The sequence below is a fragment of the Streptomyces antibioticus genome, from assembly GCF_002019855.1.
In the GTDB taxonomy this organism is placed as follows: Bacteria; Actinomycetota; Actinomycetes; order Streptomycetales; family Streptomycetaceae; genus Streptomyces; species Streptomyces antibioticus_B.
Window position 1 is genome coordinate 5,567,551 of record NZ_CM007717.1, and the last position, 24,031, is coordinate 5,591,581.

Genomic DNA, 24,031 nt, shown 5'->3' on the forward strand with positions numbered 1-24,031 from the left:
GGCCAGTATGGTGGTGCGCGCCGCCGAGCCGCCCGTGAGGACGTGGTGCGCGGCGGAGCCAACCTGGAGAACCTGCCTTGAGTCGTGAAACTGACAGTCCGTCCTCCGGGCCCAACGGGCGCGGCGGAGCCGCATACCCGTCGGGTACGCCGCCGTACGGCACCCCCGTGGTGTCCGACGCCGGTGCGGACGCGGGCCGTTCGGCCGCCCCGCCGGAAGAACGCAAGACCGAGACCACGCTGACGACCCGGATCCGGATCAACATCCCCGGTTCGCGGCCCATTCCGCCGGTCGTCGTGCGCAAGCCCGTCGGGGACACCGAGGGCGCGGGCACCGACACCGCCGCGCCGCAGACGCCTGCCGCCCCGGGATCCGGTGCGGACACCACCGGGACCTTCGAGGCGCCCGTCGCCCCGGCACCGGCCCCGTCGGCCGCGCCCGCTCCGGCGCCCGCCGCCGAGGAGAAGACCAGCGACTGGTTCGCGCCGCGCAAGTCCGGCCCGGCCAAGGGCGGCCCCGGCGGCGGCACGAACGGCGCGGGACTGCCGGGCGGTTCGGCCGCGGGCGCCCTGCCCGGCGGCCCCCCGAGCACCGTCCCCGGCGCCCCCGCGCCCGGTGCCCCGGCTCCCGGCGCCCGTCCCGGCGGCGGCCGGCCGGGCGGCACGGCCGGTCCCGGTCCGTCCACCGGGTCCATCGGCGCCATCGGGCCCCGCCCCGGCGGCGGCAACGGCGCGGGCCTGCCCGGCGGCGCCACCGGCGGTCCGGTCGCCCCCGGACACGGCGGCGGCACGGGCTCCTTCGACGTCACCGAGGCGCTCGCCGCGGGCCCGCTCCAGGGCGGCACCCGCCCGACCCAGAGCGGCGCCCCCGCCGAACCCCGCCGCGACGAACTGCCGTACTTCACCGGCAACGGCCAGGGCGGCCAGGCCGGGCACAACGGGCAGAACGGCCAAGGCGGTCAGAACGGTTACGCGGGTCCGGGCGGCCCCGCCGACCAGCACGGCTTCGCCGGTCCCGGCAGCTCGTACGACTTCAACGGCCCCGACCTGCCCGGCGGACCCGGCGGCCGAGGCGGCCCGCAGGGCCCCGCGGGACCGACCGGCGGTCCGGTCACCGGCGACGGCCCGATCGTGCCCCCGATGACACCCGGCGACCATGGCATGCCCGGCGACCACGGCATGCCCGGCGCCCCGGGTGGCCCGCGTGCAGCCGCCCCCGGTGCGGCTCCCGGTGCCGCCCCCGGCACCCGGCGCCCCGGCAGCGGGTTCAGCGACGACACCGCGCAGCTCACCCCCCAGTTCCCGGCCCCCGGCTCCGGCGCCGGAGGCTACGGCGCCCGTCCGGCGGACAACGTCTCCGGGCACACCGTCACCAGCGGCATCCCCGTCGTCCCCGCCGCCGGCCCGGCCGGTCCGGGCGGCCCCGGCGCCGGTGGACCCGCGGCGCAGACCGCGCCGAAGCGGCCCGCGCCGGCCGCGCAGAGCACCTCCACCGCCGGTGCCAAGAAGAAAAAGAAGGGCCGCAGCAAGCTGGTCCTCGTCGGCGTCCTGCTGGTCGTCGGCGGCGTCGGTGCCTACGGCGCCGGTCTGCTGATGAACCACTCCGACGTGCCCAAGGGCACCACCGTCCTCGGCGTCGACATCGGCGGCAGCACCCGCGACGAGGCCGTCAAGACGCTGGAGGACGCCTTCGACAAGCGGGCCGACCAGCCCCTGAAGCTGTCCGTCGGCGGGGACACCCTCACCCTCAAGCCGGACCAGGCGGGCCTCCAGTTCGACATCCAGGCCACCGTGGACGGCGTGACCAAGAGCGACTACAACCCGGTCTCCGTGATCGGCACGCTCTTCGGCCAGGAGCGGGTCGTCGAACCGCAGATGCCGGTCGACGAGGAGAAGCTCCAGGCGGCCCTCGCGTCCGCCGCGGGCGGCTCCGGATCGTCGAACGACGGCACCATCACGTTCCAGGCGGGCAAGGCCGTCGCGGTCTACGGCAAGCCCGGTCAGGGCGTCGACGCGGCCGGGGCCGAGGAGTCCGTCGTGGCCGCCTACCGCACCCAGGTCGAGACCGGCACCACCACCGCGGTGAAGGTCCCGACCGTCACCAAGCAGCCGACGATCTCCAACGCCGAGGTCGACCGGATGATGAAGAAGTTCGCCGAGCCCGCCATGTCGGGCCTGGTGACCGTGCGGGCGCCGAGCGGCCAGAGCGTGTCGTTCAGCCCCCAGAAGTCCCTGTGGAAGTTCCTGGGCGTGCAGGGGGTCGACGGCAAGCTCGTCGAGACGTACGACAAGAAGGCCCTGACCGAGCTGTACGGCGACACCTTCGACGGCGTACTGATCACCCGCGGCACCGGCGCCAAGACCGGGGTGACGGTCGAGGACGTGATCGCAGCCCTGCGTCCCGCGCTCCTCGGCAAGACCCCGGCCGAACGCACCGCGACGATCGAGACCGACCCGAGCTGACCCTCCCTCGGTGCCGCGTGACATGACATCTGTCATGCGGCACCGAGGACAGCCGACACTGCCGCCGCCGTTCTCGCCGGGCGACGATTGCTGTCATGACGACGACCGCACCGAGGACAGCACGGCGGACGGCACCGGCCACCGCCCCGGCCGTCACCTTCGACCAGGTGACCAAGAGCTACGGCGACGTACGCGCCGTCGACGGCCTGACCCTCGCCCTGCACCCCGGGGAGACCGTGGCCCTGCTGGGCCCCAACGGCGCCGGCAAGTCCACCACCCTCGACCTGCTGCTCGGCCTCAAGCAGCCCGACGGCGGCACCGTCCGCGTCTTCGGCACCAGCCCGCGTGAGGCGATCGTCGCCGGCCGGGTCGGCGCGATGCTCCAGAGCGGCGGGCTGATGGACGAGGTCACCGTCGCCGAACTGGTCACGCTCGCCTGCGCCCTGCACCCGCGGCCGTACCCGCCCTCCGAGGTGATGTCCCGGGCCGGGGTCTCCCAGATCGCCGGCCGCAAGGTCGACAAGCTCTCCGGCGGCCAGGCCCAGCGGGTCCGCTTCGCCCTCGCCACCGCGGGCGACAGCGACCTGATCGTCCTGGACGAGCCGACCACCGGCATGGACGTCACCACCCGCCAGGCGTTCTGGGCCACCATGCGCGAACAGGCCGACCAGGGCCGCACGGTCCTCTTCGCCACCCACTACCTGGAAGAGGCGGACGCGATAGCGGACCGGGTGCTGGTCCTGCACCGGGGACGGCTGCTCGCCGACGGCACCGCCGCCGAGATCAAGGCCAGGGCGGGAGCCCGCCGCATCGCCTTCGACCTGGACGGCGAGATCGACGAGGCCGCCCTGCGCGCCCTGCCCTTCCTCACCACCCTCGACGTGTCGGGCCACACCGTGCGCATCCAGTCCGCCGACGCCGACACCACCGTCCACGCCCTCTACGGCCTCGGCCTGCGCCCCCGCAATCTGGAGGTCGCCGGGCTCGGCCTGGAGCAGGCGTTCGTCGCCCTCACCACCGCCGAGGAGGCGAAGACCAAGTGAACGGCCTGATCAAACTGGAACTCATCCGCGCCCTGCGCAACCGCAAGTTCCTGTTCTTCTCGGTGATCTACCCGTCCGTGCTGTTCCTGCTGATCGCGGGCAGCGCCGACAGCACCACCGAGGTCGACGGCACCGGCCTCACCCTGCCGACGTACATGATGGTCTCCATGGCCTCCTTCGGGGCCCTGACCGCCGTCCTGATGGGCAACAGCGAACGCATCGCCAAGGAACGCGAGAGCGGCTGGGTCAGGCAGCTCCGGCTGACCACGCTCCCGGGCCGGGGGTACGTCCTGGCCAAGACGGCGAGCGCGGCCGTGGTGAGCCTGCCGTCGATCGTGATCGTCTTCGCCGTCGCGGCCGCCGTGAAGGACGTCCGCCTGGACGCCTGGCAGTGGCTCGCGCTCACCGGCGCGATATGGGCCGGCAGCCTGGTCTTCGCCGCCCTGGGGGTCGCCCTCGGCTATCTGACCAGCGGGGACGCGGTCCGTCCGGTCACCATGATCACCTACTTCGGGCTGTCGATCCTCGGCGGGCTGTGGATGCCGACGACCACCTTCCCGTCCTGGCTGCAGGACATCGCCGAGTGGGTGCCCACGCACGCGTACGCTGCGCTGGGGCAGGCGATCGAACGGAACCAGGCCCCGCACGCCCAGGACATCGTCATCCTGGCCGTCTTCTTCGCCCTGTTCACGGGCGGCGCGGCCTGGCTCTACCGGAAGGACACGTTGAAGGCGTGAGCGCCATGACGGACGACGACCTGCTGCCCGAGGAGGTCCGGCGGGAGATGGCCGTCGGGCTGGGAAGGACCGCCCGCACCCGCCGTGAGCTGTGGCGGCGCAAGGCCCTGTGGATCGGCGTCTGGCTGGTCTTCCTCAGCTCGCCGGTCCACGACCTGGTCTCCGGCCGCCACACCTCCGCGGGCACGGCGGCCGGCTCGCTGGGCCTGGCGGTGTTCGTCAGCGTCTATCTCGCGCTGCTGTTCAGGGACATGGGGGACGCGCCCTATCCGCGGAGGCTGGTCGTCGCCCTCATCGGCTCGATGGCCGCCCTCGCCGTCACCCTCTCCCTCACCCTCGGCGCCCCCTGGCTCGGCCTGTTCTGCTACGTCTCGGTGGCCTGCGGGATGGTGCTGCCGCCGCGGGCCGCGTTCTGGGCGATCCCGGCGACGGCGGCCACGATGATGCTGGTCGGCCTGCGCACCGGCGTGGAGCAGGCGGCCGACCTGCTCGTGCTGGTGCTGCTCATCGGCTTCGCGATGACCGGCGTCAGCCAACTGGTCCGCACCACCATCGCGTTGCGCGAGGCCCGCGCCACCGTCGCCCAGCTCGCCGCGAACGAGGAGCGGCTGCGGCTCGCCAGGGACCTGCACGACCTGCTCGGCCACTCCCTGTCGCTGATCACCCTCAAGAGCGAGCTGGCCGGCCGGATGCTGCCCGAGCACCCCGAGAAGGCCGCCCGGCAGGTCGCCGACATCGAACAGGTCAGCAGACAGGCCATGGTGGACGTCCGGGAGGCCGTCACCGGCTACCGGCGGCCCCGGCTGGCCGCCGAACTCGCCGGCGTCCAGGTCGCCCTGGCGGCCGCCGGTGTCACCGCCCACGTCCCCGCCGAGCCCGATCTCGACGGGGTCCCCGAGGAGAGCGAGTCCGCCCTCGCCTGGGCCCTGCGCGAGGCGGTCACCAACGTCGTACGGCACAGCGGCGCCGGCCGCTGCACGGTGGACGTGGTCCGCCGCCAGACCCTGGACGGCCCGGTCGTGGAACTCTCCGTCGAGGACAACGGCTCCGGCGGCCCCGGCACGGTTCCCGGCAACGGCCTCACCGGTCTGACCGAGCGGCTGGAGAAGGCCGGCGGCACCCTGGAGGCGGGCCGGACCAGGCACGGCTTCCGGCTGGTCGCCCGGGTCCCGGCGGGCGCCGGCGCGGACATAGGATCCCCGGCATGACCGGTGACGTGATCAAGGTCCTGCTGGCCGAGGACCAGTCGATGGTCCGCGAGGCGCTGGCCGCCCTGCTCGGCCTGGAGGACGACATCGAGGTGGTCGCCCAGGCGGCCCGCGGCGACGAGGTCCTGGCGGCCGCCCGCGCCCACCGGGTCGACGTGGCCCTCCTGGACATCGAGATGCCGGGCGCCACCGGCATCGAGGCCGCCGCCCAGCTCCACCGGGAGCTGCCGCACGTCAAGCTGGTCGTCCTCACCACCTTCGGCCGCCCCGGCTATCTGCGCAGTGCGATGGAGGCGGGCGCCGACGCATTCCTCGTCAAGGACGCCCCCGCCGCCCAACTCGCCGAAGCCGTCCGCAAGGTGCTGGCGGGCGAGCGCGTCATCGACCCCACCCTCGCGGCAGCCGCCCTCGCCGAGGGCGCCAACCCGCTGACGGACCGCGAGCGCGAGGTCCTCCGAGCGGCGGCCGACGGCTCCACCAACGCCGAACTCGCTCACACCCTGCACCTCTCCCAGGGCACGGTCCGCAACTACCTGTCGACGGCCATCCAGAAACTCTCGGTCCGCAACAGGGCGGAGGCGGTGCGCACGGCCCGCGAGAAGGGCTGGCTCTGACAACACCCTGCGCGGCGGCGTCAGTTCAGCATCGCGCGGGCCGCGCGGGCCTCGTTCCTCACCCGTTCCGCGGTGGGCTCGTCGACGACCTCCACCAGGTTCGCGTACTCCTCCAGTTCGACGGCGCCCGCCACGAATTCGCCGCGCCGGACCAGGAGTTGGCCCTTCTCGTGGCGCAGGCGGGCCGGGTGGTGAGGGATCAGGAGGGACAGCTCGACCGCCCACAGGGCGACGTCGGAGCGTTCCGGGCGGGCGGCGGCCCAGGAGCGGATGTTGTTGAGGATCCGGATCACCACCTCCAGCGGCTCCGCGGGCTCCAGCATCGACGGCTCCAGCACGGCACCCGTCGCCTTGGAGACCAGCGCGCCCGCCTCGCCCTCGCCCAGCACCCGGCCCCCGTCGAACGGATCCACCAGCACCTGCCCGTCGGAAGGCCCGAGCCCGACCAGGAAGTGCCCCGGCAGGGCGACCCCGTACACCGGGGCCCCGGCCCGCCGGGCGACCTCCACCCACACCACCGACAGCAGGATCGGCAGCCCCCGCCGCCGTACCAGCACCTGGTGCAGCAGCGAGGACTCCAGCCGCTGATAGTCCGCCGGGGAGCCGCCGAAGCCGTACCGCCCGCCCAGCAGATCGCGCAGCGCCACCGCCCAGTCGTGCGGCCCGCCCGGCCGGTACGGCATCTCCCCGGCCAGCCGGTCCAGTTCCGCCTGCGCGGCGTCGAGCCCGGCCGGACCCAACCCGGGGTCGGCCTCCGCGCCGATCAGCAGGCACAGCACGGCGAGGTCGGGCCGCTCGGCCCGCGCCTCCTCGGCGAACAGCCGGCGCACCTCACCGTCCTCGAAGCCGTCCACGGGCTCGCTCACGAAGAAGCCTCCCGCGGCTCCCGGTAGTGGTGGTACGCGTGGTGCGCCCCCAGGCCCAGCCGCCCGTACAGCGCCCGCGCCCCCGCGTTGTCCGCCTCGACCTGGAGCCAGGCGGCCGACGCGCCCTCGTCCAGCGCCCGCCGGGCCAGCGCGGCCATCACGGCCGTCGCGAGCCCGCGCCGCCGCCACGCCGGATCGACCTCGACCGCCGCGAACCCGGCCCACCGCCCGTCCACCACACACCGCCCGATCGCCGCGGGCGCCTCGCCGGACGCGCCGGGCACGGTCGCGAACCACACCGACGGCCCGCTGCCCAGCACCTTGAGGGCCACCTCGCTCACCCCCTTGCGCTGATACCGGGACAGCCACGCCTCGTCCGCCGAACGCGCCAGCACGACGGACGGGGCCGACGAGACCGACGCGCCCGCGTCCGGCGCGGCGACGTCGGCGAGCGGCGCCAGCGCCCCGATCCACAGCTCCGCGGTCACCTCGCGCACCCAGCCGCGCCGCTCCAGCTCCCCGCAGAGCAGCTCCTGCGTGCCCTCGGCGCCGGTCGCCGTCTGCGCGTACGCGGGCAGCCCGCGCTCCGCGTACCAGCGCCGTACGGCGTCCAGGGCCGCGTCCAGCGGCAGGCCCGGGTCGCCGAGCGGCAGGACGGAGTTGGCGCGCCGGGTGAACCCGGAGGCGGCCCGCAGCTCCCAGTCGCCGAGCCGCTCGCTCTCCACCGGCCGCCAGGCCCGCGCCGCGATCCGGGACAGCTCCTCGAACGACGCGGCGGGCCCCCGGCGGCGGGCCGGGGCCGGCGGCACGACCTTCCCCGCGACCAGCGAGGACGCGTCAATCCGGACGCTGTCCCCGCTCTTCCGTGTGATCACCAGCACACCGTCGTCCCATGATGTGAGAACACCCACCGTGTCGGTGAATTTCCCCTCGGTGACGCCCGGATCGGTCAAACGCCGCACGGAGACACGTTTGCCCACGTCAGCGGCGGTGATGCGGACCTCGAGGCGTCCCGCGGCCGAGAATTCCACAGGTCGGTTCACCCCTCCTGTTCGGATCATGCCCAAGAACGGAGATACTAGGTGCGGGCATCGACGACGCCGCGCTCCCGCGCGCCAGGCGGCGGAGCCTACGGAGGCCCGCCAGCGCCCTATCGAGGAGGAACGACAGCGTGACCTACGTCATCGCGCAGCCTTGTGTAGACGTGAAGGACAAGGCGTGCATCGAGGAGTGCCCGGTCGACTGCATCTACGAGGGCTCCCGGTCCTTGTACATCCACCCGGACGAATGCGTCGACTGCGGCGCCTGTGAACCGGTCTGCCCGGTCGAGGCCATCTTCTACGAGGACGACGTGCCGGAGGAGTGGAAGGACTACTACAAGGCGAACGTCGAGTTCTTCGACGAGCTCGGTTCTCCGGGCGGCGCCAGCAAGCTGGGCGTGATCGAGCGCGACCACCCCTTCGTCGCCGCGCTGCCGCCGCAGGCCGAGTAGTCCGCGACCAGCGGCCCGCACATCGTGCCGCCTCGGTCCCGTACGGCCTGATCGCCGCCGTACGGGACCGAGGCGTTTCCCGTACCCGGGCGTTTCCCGTACCTGAGAGAGCGAGCATCACCGTGTCCTCCGTAGTCTCCGACCGCCTCCCCGCCTTCCCCTGGGACAAGCTGGAGCCGTACAAGAAGACGGCCGCGGCGCACCCGGACGGCATCGTCGACCTCTCCGTCGGCACCCCGGTCGACCCGGTCCCCGAGCTGATCCAGAAGGCCCTGATCGACGCGGCGGACTCGCCCGGCTACCCCACGGTCTGGGGCACCCCGGCCCTGCGCGACGCGATCACCGGCTGGCTGGAGCGCAGGCTCGGCGCCCGCGAGGTCACCCACCGCCATGTGCTGCCGATAGTCGGCTCCAAGGAACTCGTCGCCTGGCTCCCCACCCAGCTCGGCCTGGGCCCCGGTGACCGGGTGGCGTACCCGCGGCTGGCCTATCCGACGTACGAGGTCGGCGCCCGGCTGGCCCGCGCGGACCACGAGGTCTACGACGACCCCACCGAGCTGGACCCCGAGGGCCTGAAGCTGCTCTGGCTGAACTCCCCGTCCAACCCGACCGGCCGGGTGCTGCCGAAGGCCGAGCTGACGCGGATCGTCGCCTGGGCCCGGGAGCACGGCGTCCTGGTCGTCTCCGACGAGTGCTATCTGGAGCTGGGCTGGGAGGCCGACCCGGTCTCGGTCCTGCACCCGGACGTCAACGGCGGCTCGTACGACGGCGTCGTCGCGGTGCACTCGCTGTCCAAGCGCTCCAACCTGGCGGGCTACCGCGCCGCGTTCCTCGCCGGTGACCCGGCGGTCCTCGGCCCGCTGCTGGAGATCCGCAAGCACGGCGGCATGATGACGTCGGCGCCCACCCAGGCCGCGGTGGTGGCGGCCCTCGGTGACGACGCCCATGTCCAGGAGCAGCGCGCCCGTTACGCCGTCCGCCGCACCCTGCTGCGCGAGGCGCTGCTCGGCCACGGCTTCCGTATCGAGCACAGCGAGGCCAGCCTCTACCTGTGGGCGACCCGGGGGGAGTCCTGCTGGGCCACGGTCGCCCATCTCGCCGACCGGGGCATCCTGGTGGCGCCGGGCGACTTCTACGGCACGGCGGGCGAGGAGTTCGTCCGCGTGGCCCTCACGGCGACGGACGAACGCGTCCGCGCGGCGGTGGAGCGGCTCGCCGCCCGGTAGTCCGGACGAACGGCACGACGGGGCCCGGGGGACGACCCCGGACCCCGTCGGTCACCGGCTCGGCGCCGCGTCGGACGATCGTGACGCCAGCCGTAAGTGACGTCGTGGCGTCAGCCGATCGGCAGCGTGCCCGCGCCCGGCAGGCCGCCCTGGGTGAGGCCCTCCGTCGGCAGCCCGCCCTTCGTGACCGTCTTGGCGGCGTCGCCGAGCAGGCCCGCGGCGCCCGCGGCCTTGCCGGACTTGCCCGCCGTCTTCCCGGCGGCCTTCTTGGCCGGTGCGGCCGGCTTCTTCGCCGCCTTGCCACCGGGCTTCTTCGCCGCCGGCGCCACCTGCTTGACCGCCTTGCCGCCGGCCGCACCCGCGAGCCCGGTCGCGGTGTGCGTCGCACCGTCGAGCGTGGTGCCGACGTTCGCCGCGTCCAGGGCGGTCAGCCCGCCGAGGTCCGGGGCGGCGGGCAGGGCGGCGGGGGCCGCGCTGGCGGAGCCGGCCGCACCGACCCCGGCGGCCGCTCCCGCAGCGACAAGCAGCGCGGCACGGGCGATCCGGCGGGTCAGGGGGAGGGACATGATGCTCCTTCGACGGGAGAGAACAGGGTTCGGAGAACACAGAGCGAAAACTGTCTGTCCGGGCCCGGACGCAGTGACTACCGCTCGAAGCCCACGAAGGTTGCGCACGGCCGACGTAAAGAGTTGGCAATGCGTCGCATTATCGGCTGTGGATAAAAACGGGCAAAAACCGCCCGATATGAAAGTCCGCCAAACCCGCGGAGTCCTTTGTTCGCAAGGGATCCGCCGCGGTCGGGGGTGACGGGGCGAAAACCTGAGCACACCGCCGTCCGGACCACCGGGCACCACCCGCCGGGGTGAACCCCCGCACCCGTGTCCGTACCACTGCTCTACCGCGCGGTGACGATCCGCACGCTCCCGGTGTCGTCGCCCGCCCCCGCGGCCCCGCCGGTGCCCGCGGCCTCCGTGCCGCCCGAGGCGAGGGGGCGCCACCGGCTGTCGGTGTGGCCCGCCTTCCACTCCTGGCCCGCGTAGGACACCTTCTGGATCCGCAGCGCCGAGGCGTTGGCCACCGCCCAGTGGGCGAGCTGCCAGCCGCGCTCTCGGACGTCGCGTCCGGCGGCCGTGGTGTCCTCGGCGACGGGCAGGATCACCGTCCGCCCGTCGGTCACCGCCCGCGGCGCGTCCGTCCTGGTCTCCGTGTCCGTCGAGGACGCCTTGTCGTCGGAGACCTCGGCGCCCGCCTCGCGCAGCGCGTCCCGCCCGAAGTCCCGCAGCAGCGCCGCGCGCACCCCGTCCGGGCCGGAGCTGGCCGTGGTCCGCGGGGTGCCCTCACAGGTCAGCGTGGCCGCCGAGGAGCCGGTGAGCGCGGCCGCCAGCAGCGTCGCGTCCGGCTCGTGCTTGGCGTACGCCTCCGGGTAGCCGCTGCGCTGCACCCGCTGCGCGGCGACGGTCAGCGGCAGTTCGGTGTAGTCGGGCACCTTGGCGAGGTGCTCGTAGAAGATGTCCGCCGCGTACGCCGGGTCCGTGACCTGCTTCGGCGTGCCCCAGCCCTGCGAGGGCCGCTGCTGGAAGAGCCCGAGGGAGTCCCGGTCGCCGTGGTCGAGGTTGCGCAGCCCCGACTCCTGGAGCGCGGTGGCCAGCGCGATGGTGACGGCCCGCTCGGGCATGCCCCGGCCGGTGCCGACGGCCGTGATGGTGGCCGCGTTGACCGCCTGCTCCGGGGTGAACTCGTACGCTGCCCCGCCGGCCGTCGCGGAGACGACCTTGCACCCGGGAGCGTGCGGGCCCCCGGTGACGTACTGGACCACCACATAACCGGCGACCGCGGACAGGACCACACAGGCCGCCGCGGAACGCAGCAGACGGCCACGGCGCTTGGGGGAGGAGGACGGCTCTGGCACGCGTACAAGGTACTGGACGGTAGGCGGACATGGGGGACGCGTGTGCGACGGAGGGCAGAGCGAGCCGCCACGTATGGCGCGTTAGGGTCGACGCCATGGCCGACCCCCTGCTTGACCTGACTCTGGACGCCGCGGAGCTCACCGCGCGGCTCGTCGACCTCCCCTCGGAGAGCGGCACCGAGAAGCCCCTCGCGGACGCGATCGAGACCGCCCTGCGCGCGCTGCCCCACCTCACGGTGCACCGCTACGGCAACAACGTGATCGCCCGCACCGAGCAGGGCCTGCCGCAGCGCGTGATCCTCGCCGGCCACATCGACACCGTCCCGATCGCCGACAACGTCCCCTCGCGCCTCGACGAGGACGGCGTCCTGTGGGGCTGCGGCACCTGCGACATGAAGTCCGGCGTGGCGGTCCAGCTCCGCATCGCGGCGACCGTCCCCGCCCCCAACCGCGATCTGACCTTCATCTTCTACGACAACGAAGAGGTCACCGCGGACCTGAACGGCCTCAAGCACGTCGCCGAGGCGCACCCGGAGTGGCTCGAAGGCGACTTCGCGGTGCTGCTCGAACCCTCCGACGGCCAGGTCGAGGGCGGCTGTCAGGGCACGCTCAGGGTGCTGCTGCGCACCTCGGGCGAGCGGGCCCACTCGGCGCGGAGCTGGATGGGCTCGAACGCGATCCACGCGGCGGCGCCGATCCTGGCCCGCCTGGCCGCCTACCAGCCGCGGAACCCGGTGATCGACGGCCTGGAGTACCGCGAGGGACTCAACGCCGTCGGCATCCGCGGCGGGGTCGCCGGCAACGTCATCCCCGACGAGTGCGTGGTCACCGTCAACTTCCGCTACGCCCCCGACCGCAGCGAGGAGGAGGCGCTCGCCCATGTGCGGGAGGTCTTCGACGGCTGCGGGGTGGAGGAGTTCGTGGTGGACGACCACAGCGGCGGCGCCCTGCCCGGTCTCTCCCACCCGGCCGCGGCCGCCTTCATCGAGGCGGTGGGCGGCACCCCGCAGCCCAAGTTCGGCTGGACGGACGTCAGCCGGTTCTCCGCGCTGGGTGTTCCGGCCGTCAACTACGGCCCTGGCAACCCGCACTTGGCGCACAAGCGGGACGAGCGCGTCGACACCGCGAAGATCCTCGCCGGCGAGGAGCGGCTGCGGGCCTGGCTCACCGCCTGAGCCGGTCCCGAGGCGGTCCCGATCCGGCCCCGACCCCGCCCTGGGCCCGGGCGCTGCGCACCGGTCACACCGACGTCCCCCCTCCGTAACCCGCGTAGATCTACGCTGAGGTCCGAACAACCGCAAGCGGAGGGAGTCCACATGGCTACCGGCAACCCCGAGGGCAAGAAGCAGCCACCGGAGGAACAGCGCCTGGGCCCGGTTCTCCGACGGCGCAGTCAGGTCACGGCGAGCACCACCGACCAGCGGCTGCTGGACGCCGGAGGCCCCTCCGACTGGGTGCACACCGACCCCTGGCGGGTCCTGCGCATCCAGTCGGAGTTCATCGAAGGCTTCGGCACCCTCGCCGAACTCCCCCCGGCGATCAGTGTGTTCGGCTCGGCCCGGACCCCGGCCGGCTCCCCGGAGTACGAGGCGGGCGTGCGGCTGGGCAGCGGCCTGGTCGAGGCGGGCTGGGCGGTCATCACCGGTGGCGGTCCGGGCGCGATGGAGGCGGCCAACAAGGGCGCCTGCGAGGCGGGCGGCACCTCGGTCGGCCTGGGCATCGAACTGCCCTTCGAGCAGGGGCTGAACCCCTACGTCGACATCGGCCTGAACTTCCGGTACTTCTTCGTCAGAAAGATGATGTTCGTCAAATACGCTCAAGGGTTCGTGGTGCTGCCCGGTGGGCTGGGCACCCTCGACGAACTCTTCGAGGCCCTCACGCTCGTCCAGACCCAGAAGGTCACCCGCTTCCCCATCGTGCTCTTCGGCACCGAGTACTGGGGCGGCCTGGTCGACTGGCTCCGCAACACCCTGGTGGCGCAGGGCAAGGCGGCCGAGAAGGACCTCCTGCTCTTCCACGTGACGGACGACGTGGACGAGGCGGTCGCGCTGGTCTCGAAGGAGGCCGGCCGCTAGACGGCGCAGCGGCTACGCGAGTCCCCGGCGGGCCACCGCCGGGGGCCGGTGGCCCGCGATCGACGCGACCATGTCGAGCACCTGCCGGGTCTCCGCCACCTCGTGCACCCGGTACACCTGGGCCCCCAGCCACGCCGACACCGCGGTGGTGGCCAGGGTGCCGAGCACCCGCTCCTTCACCGGCCGGTCCAGCGTCTCCCCGACGAAGTCCTTGTTCGACAGGGACACCAGCACCGGCCAGCCCGTCTCCACCATCTCGCCCAGCCGCCGGGTCGCCTCCAGGCTGTGCCGGGTGTTCTTGCCGAAGTCGTGCCCCGGATCGATCAGCACCGACTCCCTCGGCACCCCCAGCGCCACCGCCCGCTCCGCGAGCCCCACCGTCACCCGCAGGATGTCGGCCACGACATCGTCGTACGTCACCCGGTGCGGACGCGTCCGCGGCTCCGCGCCGCCCGCGTGCGTGCACACCAGCCCCACCCCGTACCGCGCGGCGACCTCCGCGAGCCCCGGGTCGACGCCGCCCCACGCGTCGTTCAGCAGATCCGCGCCCGCCTCGCACACCGCCTCGCCGACCTCGGCCCGCCAGGTGTCGACGCTGATCACCACCTCGGGGAAACGCCGCCGCACCTCGGCCACGAAACCGACCGTGCGCCGCGCCTCCTCCTCGGCGCTCACCTCGTCACCGGGACCGGCCTTCACCCCGCCGATGTCGATGATGGCGGCCCCCTCCGCCACCGCCTGCTCCACCCGGGCCAGCGCCGGCTCGTCACGGAAGGTGGCGCCCCGGTCGTAGAAGGAGTCCGGGGTCCGGTTCACGATCGCCATGATCACCGGCTCGTGCGCCCCGAATTCCCGCCTGCCCAGCCTGAGCATCCCCTGTGACCTTTCCTCGAACGTCCTGGTACGTCCCCGCGCAACCACCGCCTGCGACCCTAACTGTCCGACCCGCATGGCACGATCGGACCCACACACAGTCCGACACCGAGCACTCCGAGCGTGGGGGCCCCACCGATGGTTATGTTCCTGTTCCTGGTCATCGCGCTCGCCGTGGTGGTCGCCGCGGTGACACTCGCCGTGGTGGGCGGCGGCGAGGGCACCGGACCGCTGCCCGACGCGGAGCCCCAGCGGCTGCACGACCCGCTGCCCCCGGACCGCCCGCTCGACCGCGCCGACATCGACCGGCTGCGCTTCCCGCTCGCCGCCCGCGGCTACCGCATGGCCGACGTGGACGACGCCCTCAACCGCCTCGCCGCCGAACTCTCCGAGCGGGACGCCCGGATCGCCGACCTGGAGTCCGCTCTCACCGGCGCCCGCGCCGCCGGACCGCAGGTCTCCTTCGAGAAGCCGGACCAGGAGGACCAGCAGTGAGCGACGGCACCGCCCTCGCCGGACCGGACGGCGCCGCACGCTGCCCCTGGGCGCTGTCCACCCCGGACTACGTGACCTACCACGACGAGGAGTGGGGCCGCCCGGTCCACGGCGACGACGCCCTGTTCGAACGGCTCAGCCTGGAGGCGTTCCAGTCCGGCCTGTCCTGGATCACCATCCTGCGCCGCCGCCCCGGCTTCCGCGCCGCCTTCGCCGGCTTCGAGATCGCCTCCGTCGCCGCCTTCACCGACACCGACCGCGACCGCCTCCTCGCCGACACCGGCATCATCCGCAACCGCGCCAAGATCGACGCCACCCTCGCCAACGCGCGGGCGCTCGCCGGCTGGGCCCCGGGCGAGCTGGACGAACTGATCTGGTCCCACGCCCCGGACCCGGCCGGCCGCCCGGTCCCGCGCACCCTCGCCGACGTGCCCGCCGTCACCGCCGAGTCGACGGCCCTGTCGAAGGCCCTCAAGAAGAAGGGCCTGCGGTTCGTCGGGCCGACGACGGCCTACGCGCTGATGCAGGCGTGCGGCCTGGTCGACGACCACCTGGCGGGCTGCGTGAGCAGAACCGCCGCCTAGGACGTCACCGGCCCAGGTAGCGGGGCTCCTCCTTGTTCACGAACGCCCGCACCGCGATGGTGTGGTCCTCCGAGGCGCCCGCGCGCGTCTGCAGCTCGTCCTCCTTCTCCAGCGTCTCCGCCAGCGAGTGGGAGAACCCGTACGCCATCGACTCCTTGATCGCGGCGTACGCCACGGTCGGACCGGAGGCCAGCATCCGCGCCACCTGCTCGGCGGCCGTGTGCAGCGAGGCGGCCGGCACCACCCGGTTGGCGATGCCCAGCTCGTACGCCTCCTGCGCCTTGATCGTGCGCGGGAAGAGCAGCAGGTCGGCGGCGCGCCCGGGGCCGATCACCCGGGGCAGCGTCCAGGAGATCCCGGAGTCCGCGGTGAGCGCGACCCCCGCGAACGACGTGTTGAAGGACGCCGTGTCGGCCACGACCCGGTAGTCCGCGGCGAGCGCGAACCCGAAACCGGCGCCCGCGGCGACGCCGTTCACCGCGGCGACCACCGGCTTCGGCGCCTCGGTGAGCGCCCGCACAATCGGGTTGTAGTGCTCCTTGACGGTGCTCATGACCTGCCCCGAGCCCTCGGCCAGCAGCCCGATGTGCTCCTTGAGGTCCTGACCGACGCAGAACGCCCGGTCCCCGGCGGCGGTCAGCAGCACGGCCCGTACGGCGTCGTCCTCCGCCGCCGCGCGCGCCACGTCCCGCAGGGCGACCTTGGTCGCCACGTTCAGCGCGTTCATCGCCTCCGGGCGGTTCAGGGTGATGGTCGCGAGCCCGTCGCTCACCTCGTAGAGCACGGTGTCGGCCATGGTGTATCCCCTCCGTGTCGCGGCTCGGGCGTACTACTCGTCGGTACGTCCCGGGTACGAGGAAAGCATGGCGGAGATCGTTGTCCGAGGACCGGACCCGACGTGTGACCTGCGTCAAACAATTCGGACTCGATTCCGGCGGGCCGATGTCCGTGCGGCGGCGCAGTATCGCAGTCACATCGCCGAATTGAGTGGTTTTGCTCGCGCGCGTTGTCCAAGCGATGCAGACCGATGTTGGTCATCGGGTCCTGAGATGCGGGATAATGGCTGGGAAGCAATGTGTTCGATGCCGGTGTCGCGTGTCCCACGCTGGACAGCGCGTGCCCTCCCAGGGGCCGTCGGCTGTGACGTGAGCTGGTTTCAGGAAGGGGAACGAGCATGGCGGCCATGAAGCCGCGGACGGGCGACGGCCCGCTCGAGGTGACCAAGGAGGGGCGGGGCATCGTCATGCGCGTTCCGCTCGAAGGCGGCGGTCGGCTCGTCGTCGAGCTGACCCCGGACGAGGCCGACGCGCTCGGCGACGCCCTCAAGAAGGTCGTCGGCTGACGCGGAAGCGACCATACCCCTTCAGTCGCCCCGGCATCCTCTTGGGTGCCGGGGCGACTGCTGTGCCGCCACCGCCTCCCCCGGACGGCCCAGCGGCCGCCGTCGGGCAGGTCACTCCCCGTTCGAGCGGGTCGCTCAGCGTTTGACCGCGCACAGCAGGCCGTCGCCCACCGGCAGCAGCGACGGCACCAGCTCCTGGCTCTCGCGCACCGCCCGCAGCAGCTCCCGGATCCTGGTGACCTCGGTCGGCTGCGGTCCCGAGTCGACCGTGCGGCCGTTGGCGAAGACGCCCTCGAAGACCACCAGACCGCCCGGCCGCAGCAGGCGCAACGATTCAGCGAGGTAGTCCAGGAACTCCAGCCGGTCCCCGTCGCAGAAGACGAGGTCGTATCCGGCGTCCGCGAGCCGCGGCAGGACGTCCAGCGCCCGGCCGGGGATGAAACGGGCCCGGTTGCTGGCGAAACCGCACGCGCGGAACGCCTGACGGGCCGACTGCTGGTGCTCGGGCTCCGGATCGACGGTGGTCAGGACGCCGTCCGGACGCATGCCGTGCAGCAGATGGATCCCGGAGACACCGGTGCCGGTCCCGATCTCCGCGACCGCTTTCGCGTCCACGGTGGCGGCGAGCAACCGCAGCGCGGCGCCCGTGCTGGGCGACACCGAGCGCAGCCCTGCCTCGCGGGCCCGGTCACGGGCCCAGCGCAGCGCTTCGTCCTCGGCGGCATAGGCGTCTGCGAACGCCCAGCTTGCCTGCCGGTTGCCGGTAATGAGCCTCTCCTGTCCCCGTGGTTGCCTCGGCGTGACTGTATCCGCTGCCGCTGGGAACCCGCAGATGGGACCGGGCGTTTGTAGGGGTGGGAACGACGACCGGGGGGACACAGTTGGATCACGACCAGGGACGACGGTCCCAGCAGGTGCTGACGGAGCCGTATGAGCCGGATCAGCACCGATCAAATTCTCGTAAAACCGCTTATCCGGAGCTAACGGGCGAGGTGGCTATGGTAGGGGCTCCACTGGACACCACCAGAGCCGACAGGGGAGGTGCGGCCGCGCCCGTGGATCGGGGAGGAGTGCTGCGGCGCTTTCTCGGTTCGGCAGGCAGGCCGAAATCCGTGAACGACACCGCTGCTGACCACAGCCAGGCCGCAGGTTTCACCTCCGGCCCCGCCCAGACCGCGACCTTCTCCACCGACGCGGACGGGCAGGCGTGGACTCCGCCCACGTGGGAGGAGATCGTCAGCATGCACAGCGGCCGGGTCTACCGGCTCGCCTACCGCCTCACCGGCAACCAGCACGACGCCGAGGACCTCACGCAAGAGGTCTTCGTCCGTGTCTTCCGTTCCCTGTCGACGTACACGCCGGGCACCTTCGAGGGCTGGCTGCACCGCATCACCACCAACCTCTTCCTGGACATGGTCCGCCGCAAGCAGCGCATCCGCTTCGACTCCCTCGGGGACGACGCGGCCGAGCGGCTGGCCGGCAAGGAACCCTCCCCGCAGCAGATCTTCAACGACGCCCACTTCGACGCGGACGTCCAGCAGGCCCTCGACACCCTGGCGCCCGAGTTCCGCGCCGCCGTCGTCCTCTGCGACATCGAGGGACTGTCCTACGAGGAGATCGCCGCGACCCTCGGCGTCAAGCTCGGCACCGTCCGCTCCCGGATCCACCGCGGCCGGTCACAGCTCCGCAAGGCCCTCGCCCACCGCTCGCCGGAGGCCCGGGAGAAGCGCCGCTCCTTCGCGGCCCGTGTTCCCGCTCTGGGAGGAGGGGGCGCGACCGCGTGAGTGAGACCCGACGCAATCCCGCAGAGGGACTCCTCGCGGAACAGCACCTGGGAGACCGCCTCTCCGCCCTGGTGGACGGCGAGCTCGGTCATGACACGCGCGAGCGTGTCCTGGCGCATCTGGCGACCTGCGCGAAGTGCAAGTCCGAGGTCGACGCCCAGCGCCGGCTGAAGAACGTGTTCGCGGAAGTGGCCCCGCCCGCCCCCTCCGAAAGCTTCCTGGCCCGCCTCCAGGGGCTCCCCGGCGGCGACGCCGACAGCGGCGGCTCACCTCTCGGCGGGGGAGCCTTCGGCGGCGCCGGTGGCTCCGGTGGAGTCTTCGGCGTGCGGGGGGAAGAGCCGTTCGAGTTCGGCTATGTGCCGGCGGGCGGCCATGGATCCGTCTTCGCGTCCTCCGACCGCGGCTTCCGCATCCACGCGGTCGGCCGGCCCGACCCGGAGCGCTCCCGCGGACTGCGGTTCGCCTTCGTCGCCGCGGGTGCGGTGTCGCTGGCCGCGATCGCCCTCGGCGGGGTGTACACCGGCGTCCCGGACACCACGGACGCCCGTGGCGGCTCCGGCAACGGCAGCAATGTGACCCCGGCCCGCTCGCCCGGCTCCGGCGCCGCCACCACCCCTGACAGCCAGCGGCGCCGTACCACCGGGCCACTGCTCGCCCAGGGCGGCAAGCTGCTCGGGGACAGCCCGGCCGCCCCGACCGCGCTCTCCGCCCCGCTGCTCCCCGGCGGGCCCACCCCGGCCTCGGGGCACACGCTCACCACCCCCGTGGTGGCGGGCGCGGCCGCGATGTCCCCGTTGATACGTCCGCTCCCGGCGACCCCGCCGGTCTCCCTCATCACCTGGGCGCCGGACCCCTCCTCCTCGGCTCACAGCGCCGGTCGGCACTGAACCTGGTTGAATCCAGGAAGGGACCGCCGACTGTGGGGAGAGCATGGACGAGGGGAAGCCCGCGAAGGCGAAGTGGTGGAGCCGTCCTCACCCGCAGACCCCTTCGGCACGGACGGAGTCACCGGACGACGGCGACGGCGACGGCGACTTCGAACTGGCCCGCCCACTGCCACCCGCGGGCCCCGACTCCGGTGACTATGAGCTGAGCGGGCCGGTGAGCACGGCGATACCCGCGTCGGACGGGGCTACTCCGTCCGACGGCCAGGGCTCTTCTGTCGTTGGCGCCGGGGAAGCGCGGGGGGCCTCTCCCGAGGCCGACGGCTCCGGCGTGGCGGGGCCGGTCGGCCCGCCCCCGCCTTCCGTCGAGCGGCCCAAGCCCCTGCACGACCCCGACGCCTACAGCACCCCTCCGTACGGCGAGCCGGGCCCCTGGGCGCCCGCGCCGCCGGTCCAGCACCCGGCGGTGGCCTCGCCCGGCCACCTCACCCCGCCGCCCGCCGCCACGGCCCACCTGGGCCAGGCTCCGGCCGCCCCGCCCCACCTCGGGCCGGTACCCGCCCCCGCGCCGGGGATCGCCCCGGATCCCGCCCCCGGGCAGCCGGTCGACCCGGCCCCAGGAAAGCCCGCCTCCGACCCCTGGCGGCGCTATGACCCCTGGTCTCCGACTCCGCTCGCCGGTGCCGGGGCCCTGCATCAGACCGGTGCCGCCGTGCCCAGTGAAGCGCAGCGGCGGCGCAAGGTTCGTAAGGGGGTCGTCGGGGGTGCGTTGGCGCTCGCGCTTGTTTCCGGGGTGCTGGGCGGGCTCGTAGGGGCCCATCTGGAGCGCAACGGCGGGTTCGAGCAGGTGGAGCTGCCGCAGGCCGCCGCCGAGCCCACCGGACGCGCCGCGGACAGTGTCGCCGGGATCGCCGCCCGGGCCCTGCCCAGCGTCGTCACCCTGCATGTGTCCGGCAGCGAGGAGTCCGGCACCGGCACCGGGTTCGTGCTCGACACCCGGGGCCACATCCTCACCAACGACCATGTCGTCGAGCCCGCGGGCGACGGCGGCGAGATCACCGTCGTCTTCAACGGGGGCCAGACCGCCGAGGCCGAGGTCGTCGGCCGGGACAGCGGATACGACCTCGCCGTGGTGAAGGTCAGCGGGGTCAGCGGCCTCGCACCGCTCACCCTGGGCAACTCCGACGGCGTCCAGGTCGGCGACCCGGTCGTCGCCATCGGCGCCCCCTTCGACCTGGAGGGCACGGTCACCTCGGGCATCATCAGCGCCAAGGAGCGCCCCATCACGGCCGGCGGCGAGAGCGGCGACGGCAGTGACGTGTCGTACGTCGACGCCCTCCAGACCGACGCGCCCATCAACCCGGGCAACTCCGGCGGCCCGCTGCTCGACGCGCACGGCCGTGTCATCGGCATCAACTCCGCGATCCGTTCCGCCGCCGACGGCTCGGACCCGGAGAACGGCCAGGTCGGGTCCATAGGGCTCGGCTTCGCCATCCCGATCAACCAGGGCAAGCGCGTCGCCGAGGAGCTGATCAACACCGGCCGGGCGACCCACCCCGTCATCGGCATCACCCTCGACATGGACTACACCGGCGACGGCGCCAGGGTCGGCACCAAGGGCGGTGACGGCGGCGCCCCCGTCTCCCCGGGCGGCCCCGGCGACCTGGCCGGCATCGAGCCGGGGGACGTGATCACCGAGGTCGACGGACAGCGCATCCACTCCGGTGACGAACTGATCGTCAAGACCCGGGCGCACCGCCCCGGCGACCGTCTGGAGCTGACCGTCGAGCGCGACGGCGCGGAACGCACCCTCTCCCTGGTCCTCGGCTCCGCCGACGGCGACTGAGCGCGGCGCGGGCGGCACGGTACCGGTCCGACAGGTGCGACAGGTACCGTGGACCCGGCCCGGACCACGGAAGAGACCGACCGAGGGCCGAGGACCCGCGGACATCGCAAGGAGCTTCAGGTGTTCAATGACATAGGACCGCTCGAGCTGGTGACGATCGTCGTCCTGGCCGTGCTCGTCTTCGGTCCGGACAAGCTCCCGAAGGTCATCCAGGACGTGATGCGCACCGTCCGGAAGATCCGCGAGTTCTCCGAGAGCGCCAAGCACGACATCCGGCAGGAACTCGGCCCGGAGTTCAAGGACTTCGAGTTCGAGGACCTCAACCCCAAGACGTTCATCCGCAAGCAGTTGGACAACGACGAGCTGGGGCTCAAGGAGATCCGCAACGGCTTCGACCTGAAGAAGGAGATGGCCGAGGTCACCGACGCCGTCCACAGCCGTGACGGCGAGTCCGCGGCCGGTTCCGCGGGCGGGTCGTCCGGCGGCCGGATCGACATGACGAAGAAGCCCGAGGCCCCGGCCGCGGACGACCGCCCGCCGTTCGACGCGGACGCCACCTGAACGACGACGCCGGGCGGCTTCACCGCCGTCCGTGACGGGGTGGCTATGCTGCCTGGTTGTTGTGCGGAGCGGACGAGTACGCCCGAAGGGGGGCGGGCCGGACCACTCCGCCGAGAGCGAGGAGGCGTCCGGGCACATGGAGACGACGAGTCGGGCTGTCGAACAGGCGCCGGCCGCGGAGGGTGGACAGCAGGTCCCCTCCGCCCGGCGCACGGTCGACGGCTACCTTGAGGCGCCCTTTCCCTGGTACGGCCTCGACGAGGCGTTCACGGGGCGGCGCTGGCTGATGCAGGTCGGCGCGGGGGCCGACGGGGCGGTGGAGCACGGTTCCGTGGGGCACGGCGACGAGCCGTCCGTACGGCACGAGACGGCGGGCGAGGACCGCGGGCGGTTCGCGGTCGTGGTGACCGTCGCCGCCAACCCGGTGCGGCGCAGCGCCGACGGCACGGGTGTGATGGAGGCCACGTCGGTCTCCTCGGCGGCCTGGCTGGCGGGGGTGGGGCTGCTGTCCTTCACCTGGCCGGGCCAGATGGACCACAGCCTGCGCGACGACTGGCTGGACCAGCAGACCGAGACCGCGTGGGTGCTGGCCGACGATCTGGCGGGTCCGGACTGGTCGACGCTGTCCCTGCCGGTCGACGGCGTGCCGACGCCGTTCCACTACCGGGAGTCGGAGTTCGGCTGGGTGCTGGCCGGCTCCACCGAGGCGGGCGTGCACCTGGGGGCGTACGGACGGGGGATGAGCGCGTACGGCCTCGGCTTCTCGGTGATCAAGGACATCGCCGAGTACGCGTAGCGCCCTCTGCGCCCGGACACGACAACCGGACACGACAAAGGGTGCCCCCGAGGAGGTGGGCACCCTCATGGCCGTAGGACGGAACGCGTCCTCAGAACTTGTTGCGCGGGGTGATCCCCAGGGACAGGCCCGACAGGCCGCGCTGACGGCCGCCGAGCTTGCCGGCGATCGCCCGCAGCGCGGAGCCCGCGGGGGAGTCGGGGTCGCTCAGGACGACCGGCCGGCCGTCGTCGCCGCCCTCGCGCAGCCGGACGTCGATCGGGATGGAGCCGAGGACCGGCACGGTGGCGCCGGTGGTGCGGGTCAGGCCGTCGGCGACCGTCTGGCCGCCGCCCGTGCCGAACACGTCGACCATCTCGTCGCAGTGCGGGCAGGGCAGGCCGGCCATGTTCTCGACCACGCCGACGATCTTCTGGTGGGTCTGGACCGCGATGGACCCGGCGCGCTCGGCGACCTCGGCGGCCGCCTGCTGCGGGGTGGTGACGACCAGGATCTCCGCGTTCGGGACGAGCTGGGCGACCGAGATCGCGATGTCGCCGGTGCCCGGCGGGAGGTCGAGCAGCAGCACGTCCAGGTCGCCCCAGTACACGTCCGCCAGGAACTGCTGGAGCGCGCGGTGCAGCATCGGGCCGCGCCAGACGACCGGCGCGTTGCCCGGGGTGAACATGCCGATGGAGATGACCTTCACGCCGTTCGCCGACGGCGGCATGATCATGTTCTCGACCTGGGTGGGGCGGCCCTCGGCGCCCAGCATGCGCGGCACGCTGTGGCCGTAGATGTCGGCGTCGACCACGCCGACCTTGAGGCCGTCGGCGGCCATCGCCGCCGCCAGGTTGACCGTCACCGAGGACTTGCCGACGCCGCCCTTGCCGGAGGCGACGGCGTAGACCCGGGTGAGGCTGCCGGGCTTGGCGAAGGGGACCTCGCGCTCGGTCTGGCCGCCGCGCAGGGCGCTCGCCAGCTCCTTGCGCTGCTCGTCGCTCATCACGTCCAGCGTGACGTCGACCCGGGTGACGCCCTCGACCGCCGTGACCGCGTCGGTCACCCGCTGCGTGATCGTCTCGCGCATCGGGCAGCCGGAGACCGTCAGGTACACGGTGACCGCGACCGCTCCGTCCGCCCCGATCTCCACCGACTTGACCATCCCGAGTTCGGTGATCGGTCGGTTGATCTCGGGGTCGTTCACCGTCGCCAGTGCCTCGCGCACCGCGTCTTCGCTAGCCATAAGGACGAT

Annotated in this window: 24 protein-coding genes and 1 pseudogene; 17 read left to right on the forward strand and 8 right to left on the reverse strand. The window is 73.1% G+C overall.

Annotation, left to right across the window (positions count from 1 at the left end; translation table 11 throughout):
• The first annotated feature begins 77 nt into the window (after nt 1-77).
• The 5 genes and pseudogenes from AFM16_RS25415 to AFM16_RS25435 all read left to right on the forward strand — a co-directional run bounded on the left by AFM16_RS25415 (nt 78) and on the right by AFM16_RS25435 (nt 6,064).
• On the forward strand, nt 78-2,462 hold the full coding sequence (locus tag AFM16_RS25415) for a hypothetical protein (protein ID WP_078634722.1): 2,385 nt from the start codon (nt 78-80) through the stop codon (nt 2,460-2,462).
• Nucleotides 2,463-2,656: 194 nt separating this feature from the next.
• Nucleotides 2,657-3,505 (forward strand): annotated as a pseudogene (locus AFM16_RS25420) (ABC transporter ATP-binding protein); the annotation flags it as partial.
• Nucleotides 3,502-4,242, forward strand: coding sequence for an ABC transporter permease (locus tag AFM16_RS25425; RefSeq protein WP_030783900.1), 741 nt, complete (start codon nt 3,502-3,504; stop codon nt 4,240-4,242). The pseudogene AFM16_RS25420 and the gene AFM16_RS25425, both read left to right, overlap by 4 nt.
• A 5-nt stretch (nt 4,243-4,247) precedes the next feature.
• On the forward strand, nt 4,248-5,450 hold the full coding sequence (locus AFM16_RS25430) for a sensor histidine kinase (protein WP_030783902.1): 1,203 nt from the start codon (nt 4,248-4,250) through the stop codon (nt 5,448-5,450).
• Complete coding sequence (locus AFM16_RS25435; RefSeq protein ID WP_030783908.1) at nt 5,447-6,064, forward strand: response regulator transcription factor; 618 nt, start codon at nt 5,447-5,449, stop codon at nt 6,062-6,064. The genes AFM16_RS25430 and AFM16_RS25435 overlap by 4 nt, the downstream gene beginning before the upstream one ends.
• A 20-nt stretch (nt 6,065-6,084) precedes the next feature.
• Here AFM16_RS25435 and AFM16_RS25440 read toward each other — a convergent pair whose 3' ends face one another.
• Both AFM16_RS25440 and AFM16_RS25445 read right to left on the reverse strand, forming a co-directional pair.
• A complete protein-coding gene (locus AFM16_RS25440; protein ID WP_245177801.1) occupies nt 6,085-6,930 on the reverse strand; it encodes a SirB1 family protein in 846 nt (281 codons plus the stop codon).
• Nucleotides 6,927-7,961: a GNAT family N-acetyltransferase gene (locus AFM16_RS25445; RefSeq protein WP_078634724.1), complete on the reverse strand. Its 1,035-nt coding sequence runs from the start codon at nt 7,959-7,961 to the stop codon at nt 6,927-6,929. The genes AFM16_RS25440 and AFM16_RS25445 overlap by 4 nt, the downstream gene beginning before the upstream one ends.
• Nucleotides 7,962-8,101: 140 nt before the next feature.
• On the opposite strand from AFM16_RS25445, the gene fdxA reads away from it, so the two are divergent.
• Both fdxA and AFM16_RS25455 read left to right on the forward strand, forming a co-directional pair.
• The gene (gene fdxA, locus AFM16_RS25450) at nt 8,102-8,422 is read left to right on the forward strand and encodes a ferredoxin (RefSeq protein WP_030783922.1); all 321 of its coding nucleotides are present in this window, start codon (nt 8,102-8,104) and stop codon (nt 8,420-8,422) included.
• A 122-nt stretch (nt 8,423-8,544) separates the two neighbouring features.
• Nucleotides 8,545-9,648: a bifunctional succinyldiaminopimelate transaminase/glutamate-prephenate aminotransferase gene (locus AFM16_RS25455; RefSeq protein WP_078634725.1), complete on the forward strand. Its 1,104-nt coding sequence runs from the start codon at nt 8,545-8,547 to the stop codon at nt 9,646-9,648.
• 110 nt (nt 9,649-9,758) lie between these two features.
• Here AFM16_RS25455 and AFM16_RS25460 read toward each other — a convergent pair whose 3' ends face one another.
• On the reverse strand, nt 9,759-10,214 hold the full coding sequence (locus AFM16_RS25460; protein WP_030783928.1) for a hypothetical protein: 456 nt from the start codon (nt 10,212-10,214) through the stop codon (nt 9,759-9,761).
• Between the two features lie 329 nt (nt 10,215-10,543).
• On the reverse strand, nt 10,544-11,557 hold the full coding sequence (locus AFM16_RS25465; RefSeq protein ID WP_078634726.1) for a VldE C-terminal domain-containing protein: 1,014 nt from the start codon (nt 11,555-11,557) through the stop codon (nt 10,544-10,546).
• Between the two features lie 95 nt (nt 11,558-11,652).
• Here AFM16_RS25465 and dapE point away from each other — a divergent pair, with 95 nt between their 5' ends.
• Both dapE and AFM16_RS25475 read left to right on the forward strand, forming a co-directional pair.
• Nucleotides 11,653-12,732, forward strand: a complete 1,080-nt coding sequence (gene dapE, locus AFM16_RS25470; RefSeq protein WP_078634727.1) for a succinyl-diaminopimelate desuccinylase — start codon at nt 11,653-11,655, stop codon at nt 12,730-12,732.
• 141 nt (nt 12,733-12,873) lie between these two features.
• Complete coding sequence (locus AFM16_RS25475; RefSeq protein ID WP_030783937.1) at nt 12,874-13,632, forward strand: LOG family protein; 759 nt, start codon at nt 12,874-12,876, stop codon at nt 13,630-13,632.
• Nucleotides 13,633-13,644: 12 nt separating this feature from the next.
• Here AFM16_RS25475 and folP read toward each other — a convergent pair whose 3' ends face one another.
• Complete coding sequence (gene folP / locus AFM16_RS25480) at nt 13,645-14,505, reverse strand: dihydropteroate synthase (RefSeq protein ID WP_030783940.1); 861 nt, start codon at nt 14,503-14,505, stop codon at nt 13,645-13,647.
• A gap of 138 nt (nt 14,506-14,643) precedes the next feature.
• On the opposite strand from folP, the gene AFM16_RS25485 reads away from it, so the two are divergent.
• Together AFM16_RS25485 and AFM16_RS25490 are read left to right on the forward strand one after the other, a co-directional pair.
• A complete protein-coding gene (locus AFM16_RS25485; RefSeq protein ID WP_030783942.1) occupies nt 14,644-15,000 on the forward strand; it encodes a DivIVA domain-containing protein in 357 nt (118 codons plus the stop codon).
• Nucleotides 14,997-15,584: a DNA-3-methyladenine glycosylase I gene (locus AFM16_RS25490; RefSeq protein ID WP_030783947.1), complete on the forward strand. Its 588-nt coding sequence runs from the start codon at nt 14,997-14,999 to the stop codon at nt 15,582-15,584. The genes AFM16_RS25485 and AFM16_RS25490 overlap by 4 nt, the downstream gene beginning before the upstream one ends.
• A gap of 4 nt (nt 15,585-15,588) precedes the next feature.
• Here the strand turns inward: AFM16_RS25490 and chcB are convergent, their stop codons facing one another.
• Nucleotides 15,589-16,380 (reverse strand): 2-cyclohexenylcarbonyl CoA isomerase, encoded by a 792-nt coding sequence (chcB, locus tag AFM16_RS25495; RefSeq protein WP_030783951.1) that lies wholly within the window; start codon nt 16,378-16,380, stop codon nt 15,589-15,591.
• Between the two features lie 378 nt (nt 16,381-16,758).
• Between chcB and AFM16_RS25500 the strand changes: the two genes are divergently transcribed.
• Complete coding sequence (locus AFM16_RS25500) at nt 16,759-16,926, forward strand: DUF3117 domain-containing protein (RefSeq protein WP_003966491.1); 168 nt, start codon at nt 16,759-16,761, stop codon at nt 16,924-16,926.
• Between the two features lie 135 nt (nt 16,927-17,061).
• Here AFM16_RS25500 and AFM16_RS25505 read toward each other — a convergent pair whose 3' ends face one another.
• Nucleotides 17,062-17,760 (reverse strand): O-methyltransferase, encoded by a 699-nt coding sequence (locus tag AFM16_RS25505; RefSeq protein WP_078637090.1) that lies wholly within the window; start codon nt 17,758-17,760, stop codon nt 17,062-17,064.
• 236 nt (nt 17,761-17,996) lie between these two features.
• On the opposite strand from AFM16_RS25505, the gene sigE reads away from it, so the two are divergent.
• From sigE to AFM16_RS25530, 5 genes are all read left to right on the forward strand, one after another.
• Nucleotides 17,997-18,710 (forward strand): RNA polymerase sigma factor SigE, encoded by a 714-nt coding sequence (gene sigE / locus AFM16_RS25510; protein ID WP_078634728.1) that lies wholly within the window; start codon nt 17,997-17,999, stop codon nt 18,708-18,710.
• Nucleotides 18,707-19,597, forward strand: a complete 891-nt coding sequence (locus AFM16_RS25515; RefSeq protein WP_078634729.1) for an anti-sigma factor family protein — start codon at nt 18,707-18,709, stop codon at nt 19,595-19,597. The genes sigE and AFM16_RS25515 overlap by 4 nt, the downstream gene beginning before the upstream one ends.
• Nucleotides 19,598-19,640: 43 nt before the next feature.
• Nucleotides 19,641-21,440, forward strand: a complete 1,800-nt coding sequence (locus AFM16_RS25520) for a trypsin-like peptidase domain-containing protein (RefSeq protein WP_078634730.1) — start codon at nt 19,641-19,643, stop codon at nt 21,438-21,440.
• 120 nt (nt 21,441-21,560) lie between these two features.
• Nucleotides 21,561-22,001: a sec-independent translocase gene (locus AFM16_RS25525; RefSeq protein WP_030783966.1), complete on the forward strand. Its 441-nt coding sequence runs from the start codon at nt 21,561-21,563 to the stop codon at nt 21,999-22,001.
• Between the two features lie 136 nt (nt 22,002-22,137).
• Nucleotides 22,138-22,797 (forward strand): hypothetical protein, encoded by a 660-nt coding sequence (locus AFM16_RS25530; RefSeq protein ID WP_030783970.1) that lies wholly within the window; start codon nt 22,138-22,140, stop codon nt 22,795-22,797.
• 91 nt (nt 22,798-22,888) lie between these two features.
• On the opposite strand, the gene AFM16_RS25535 is transcribed toward AFM16_RS25530, so the two are convergent.
• Nucleotides 22,889-24,022, reverse strand: a complete 1,134-nt coding sequence (locus AFM16_RS25535) for an Mrp/NBP35 family ATP-binding protein (RefSeq protein ID WP_030783973.1) — start codon at nt 24,020-24,022, stop codon at nt 22,889-22,891.
• Nucleotides 24,023-24,031: the final 9 nt, after the last annotated feature.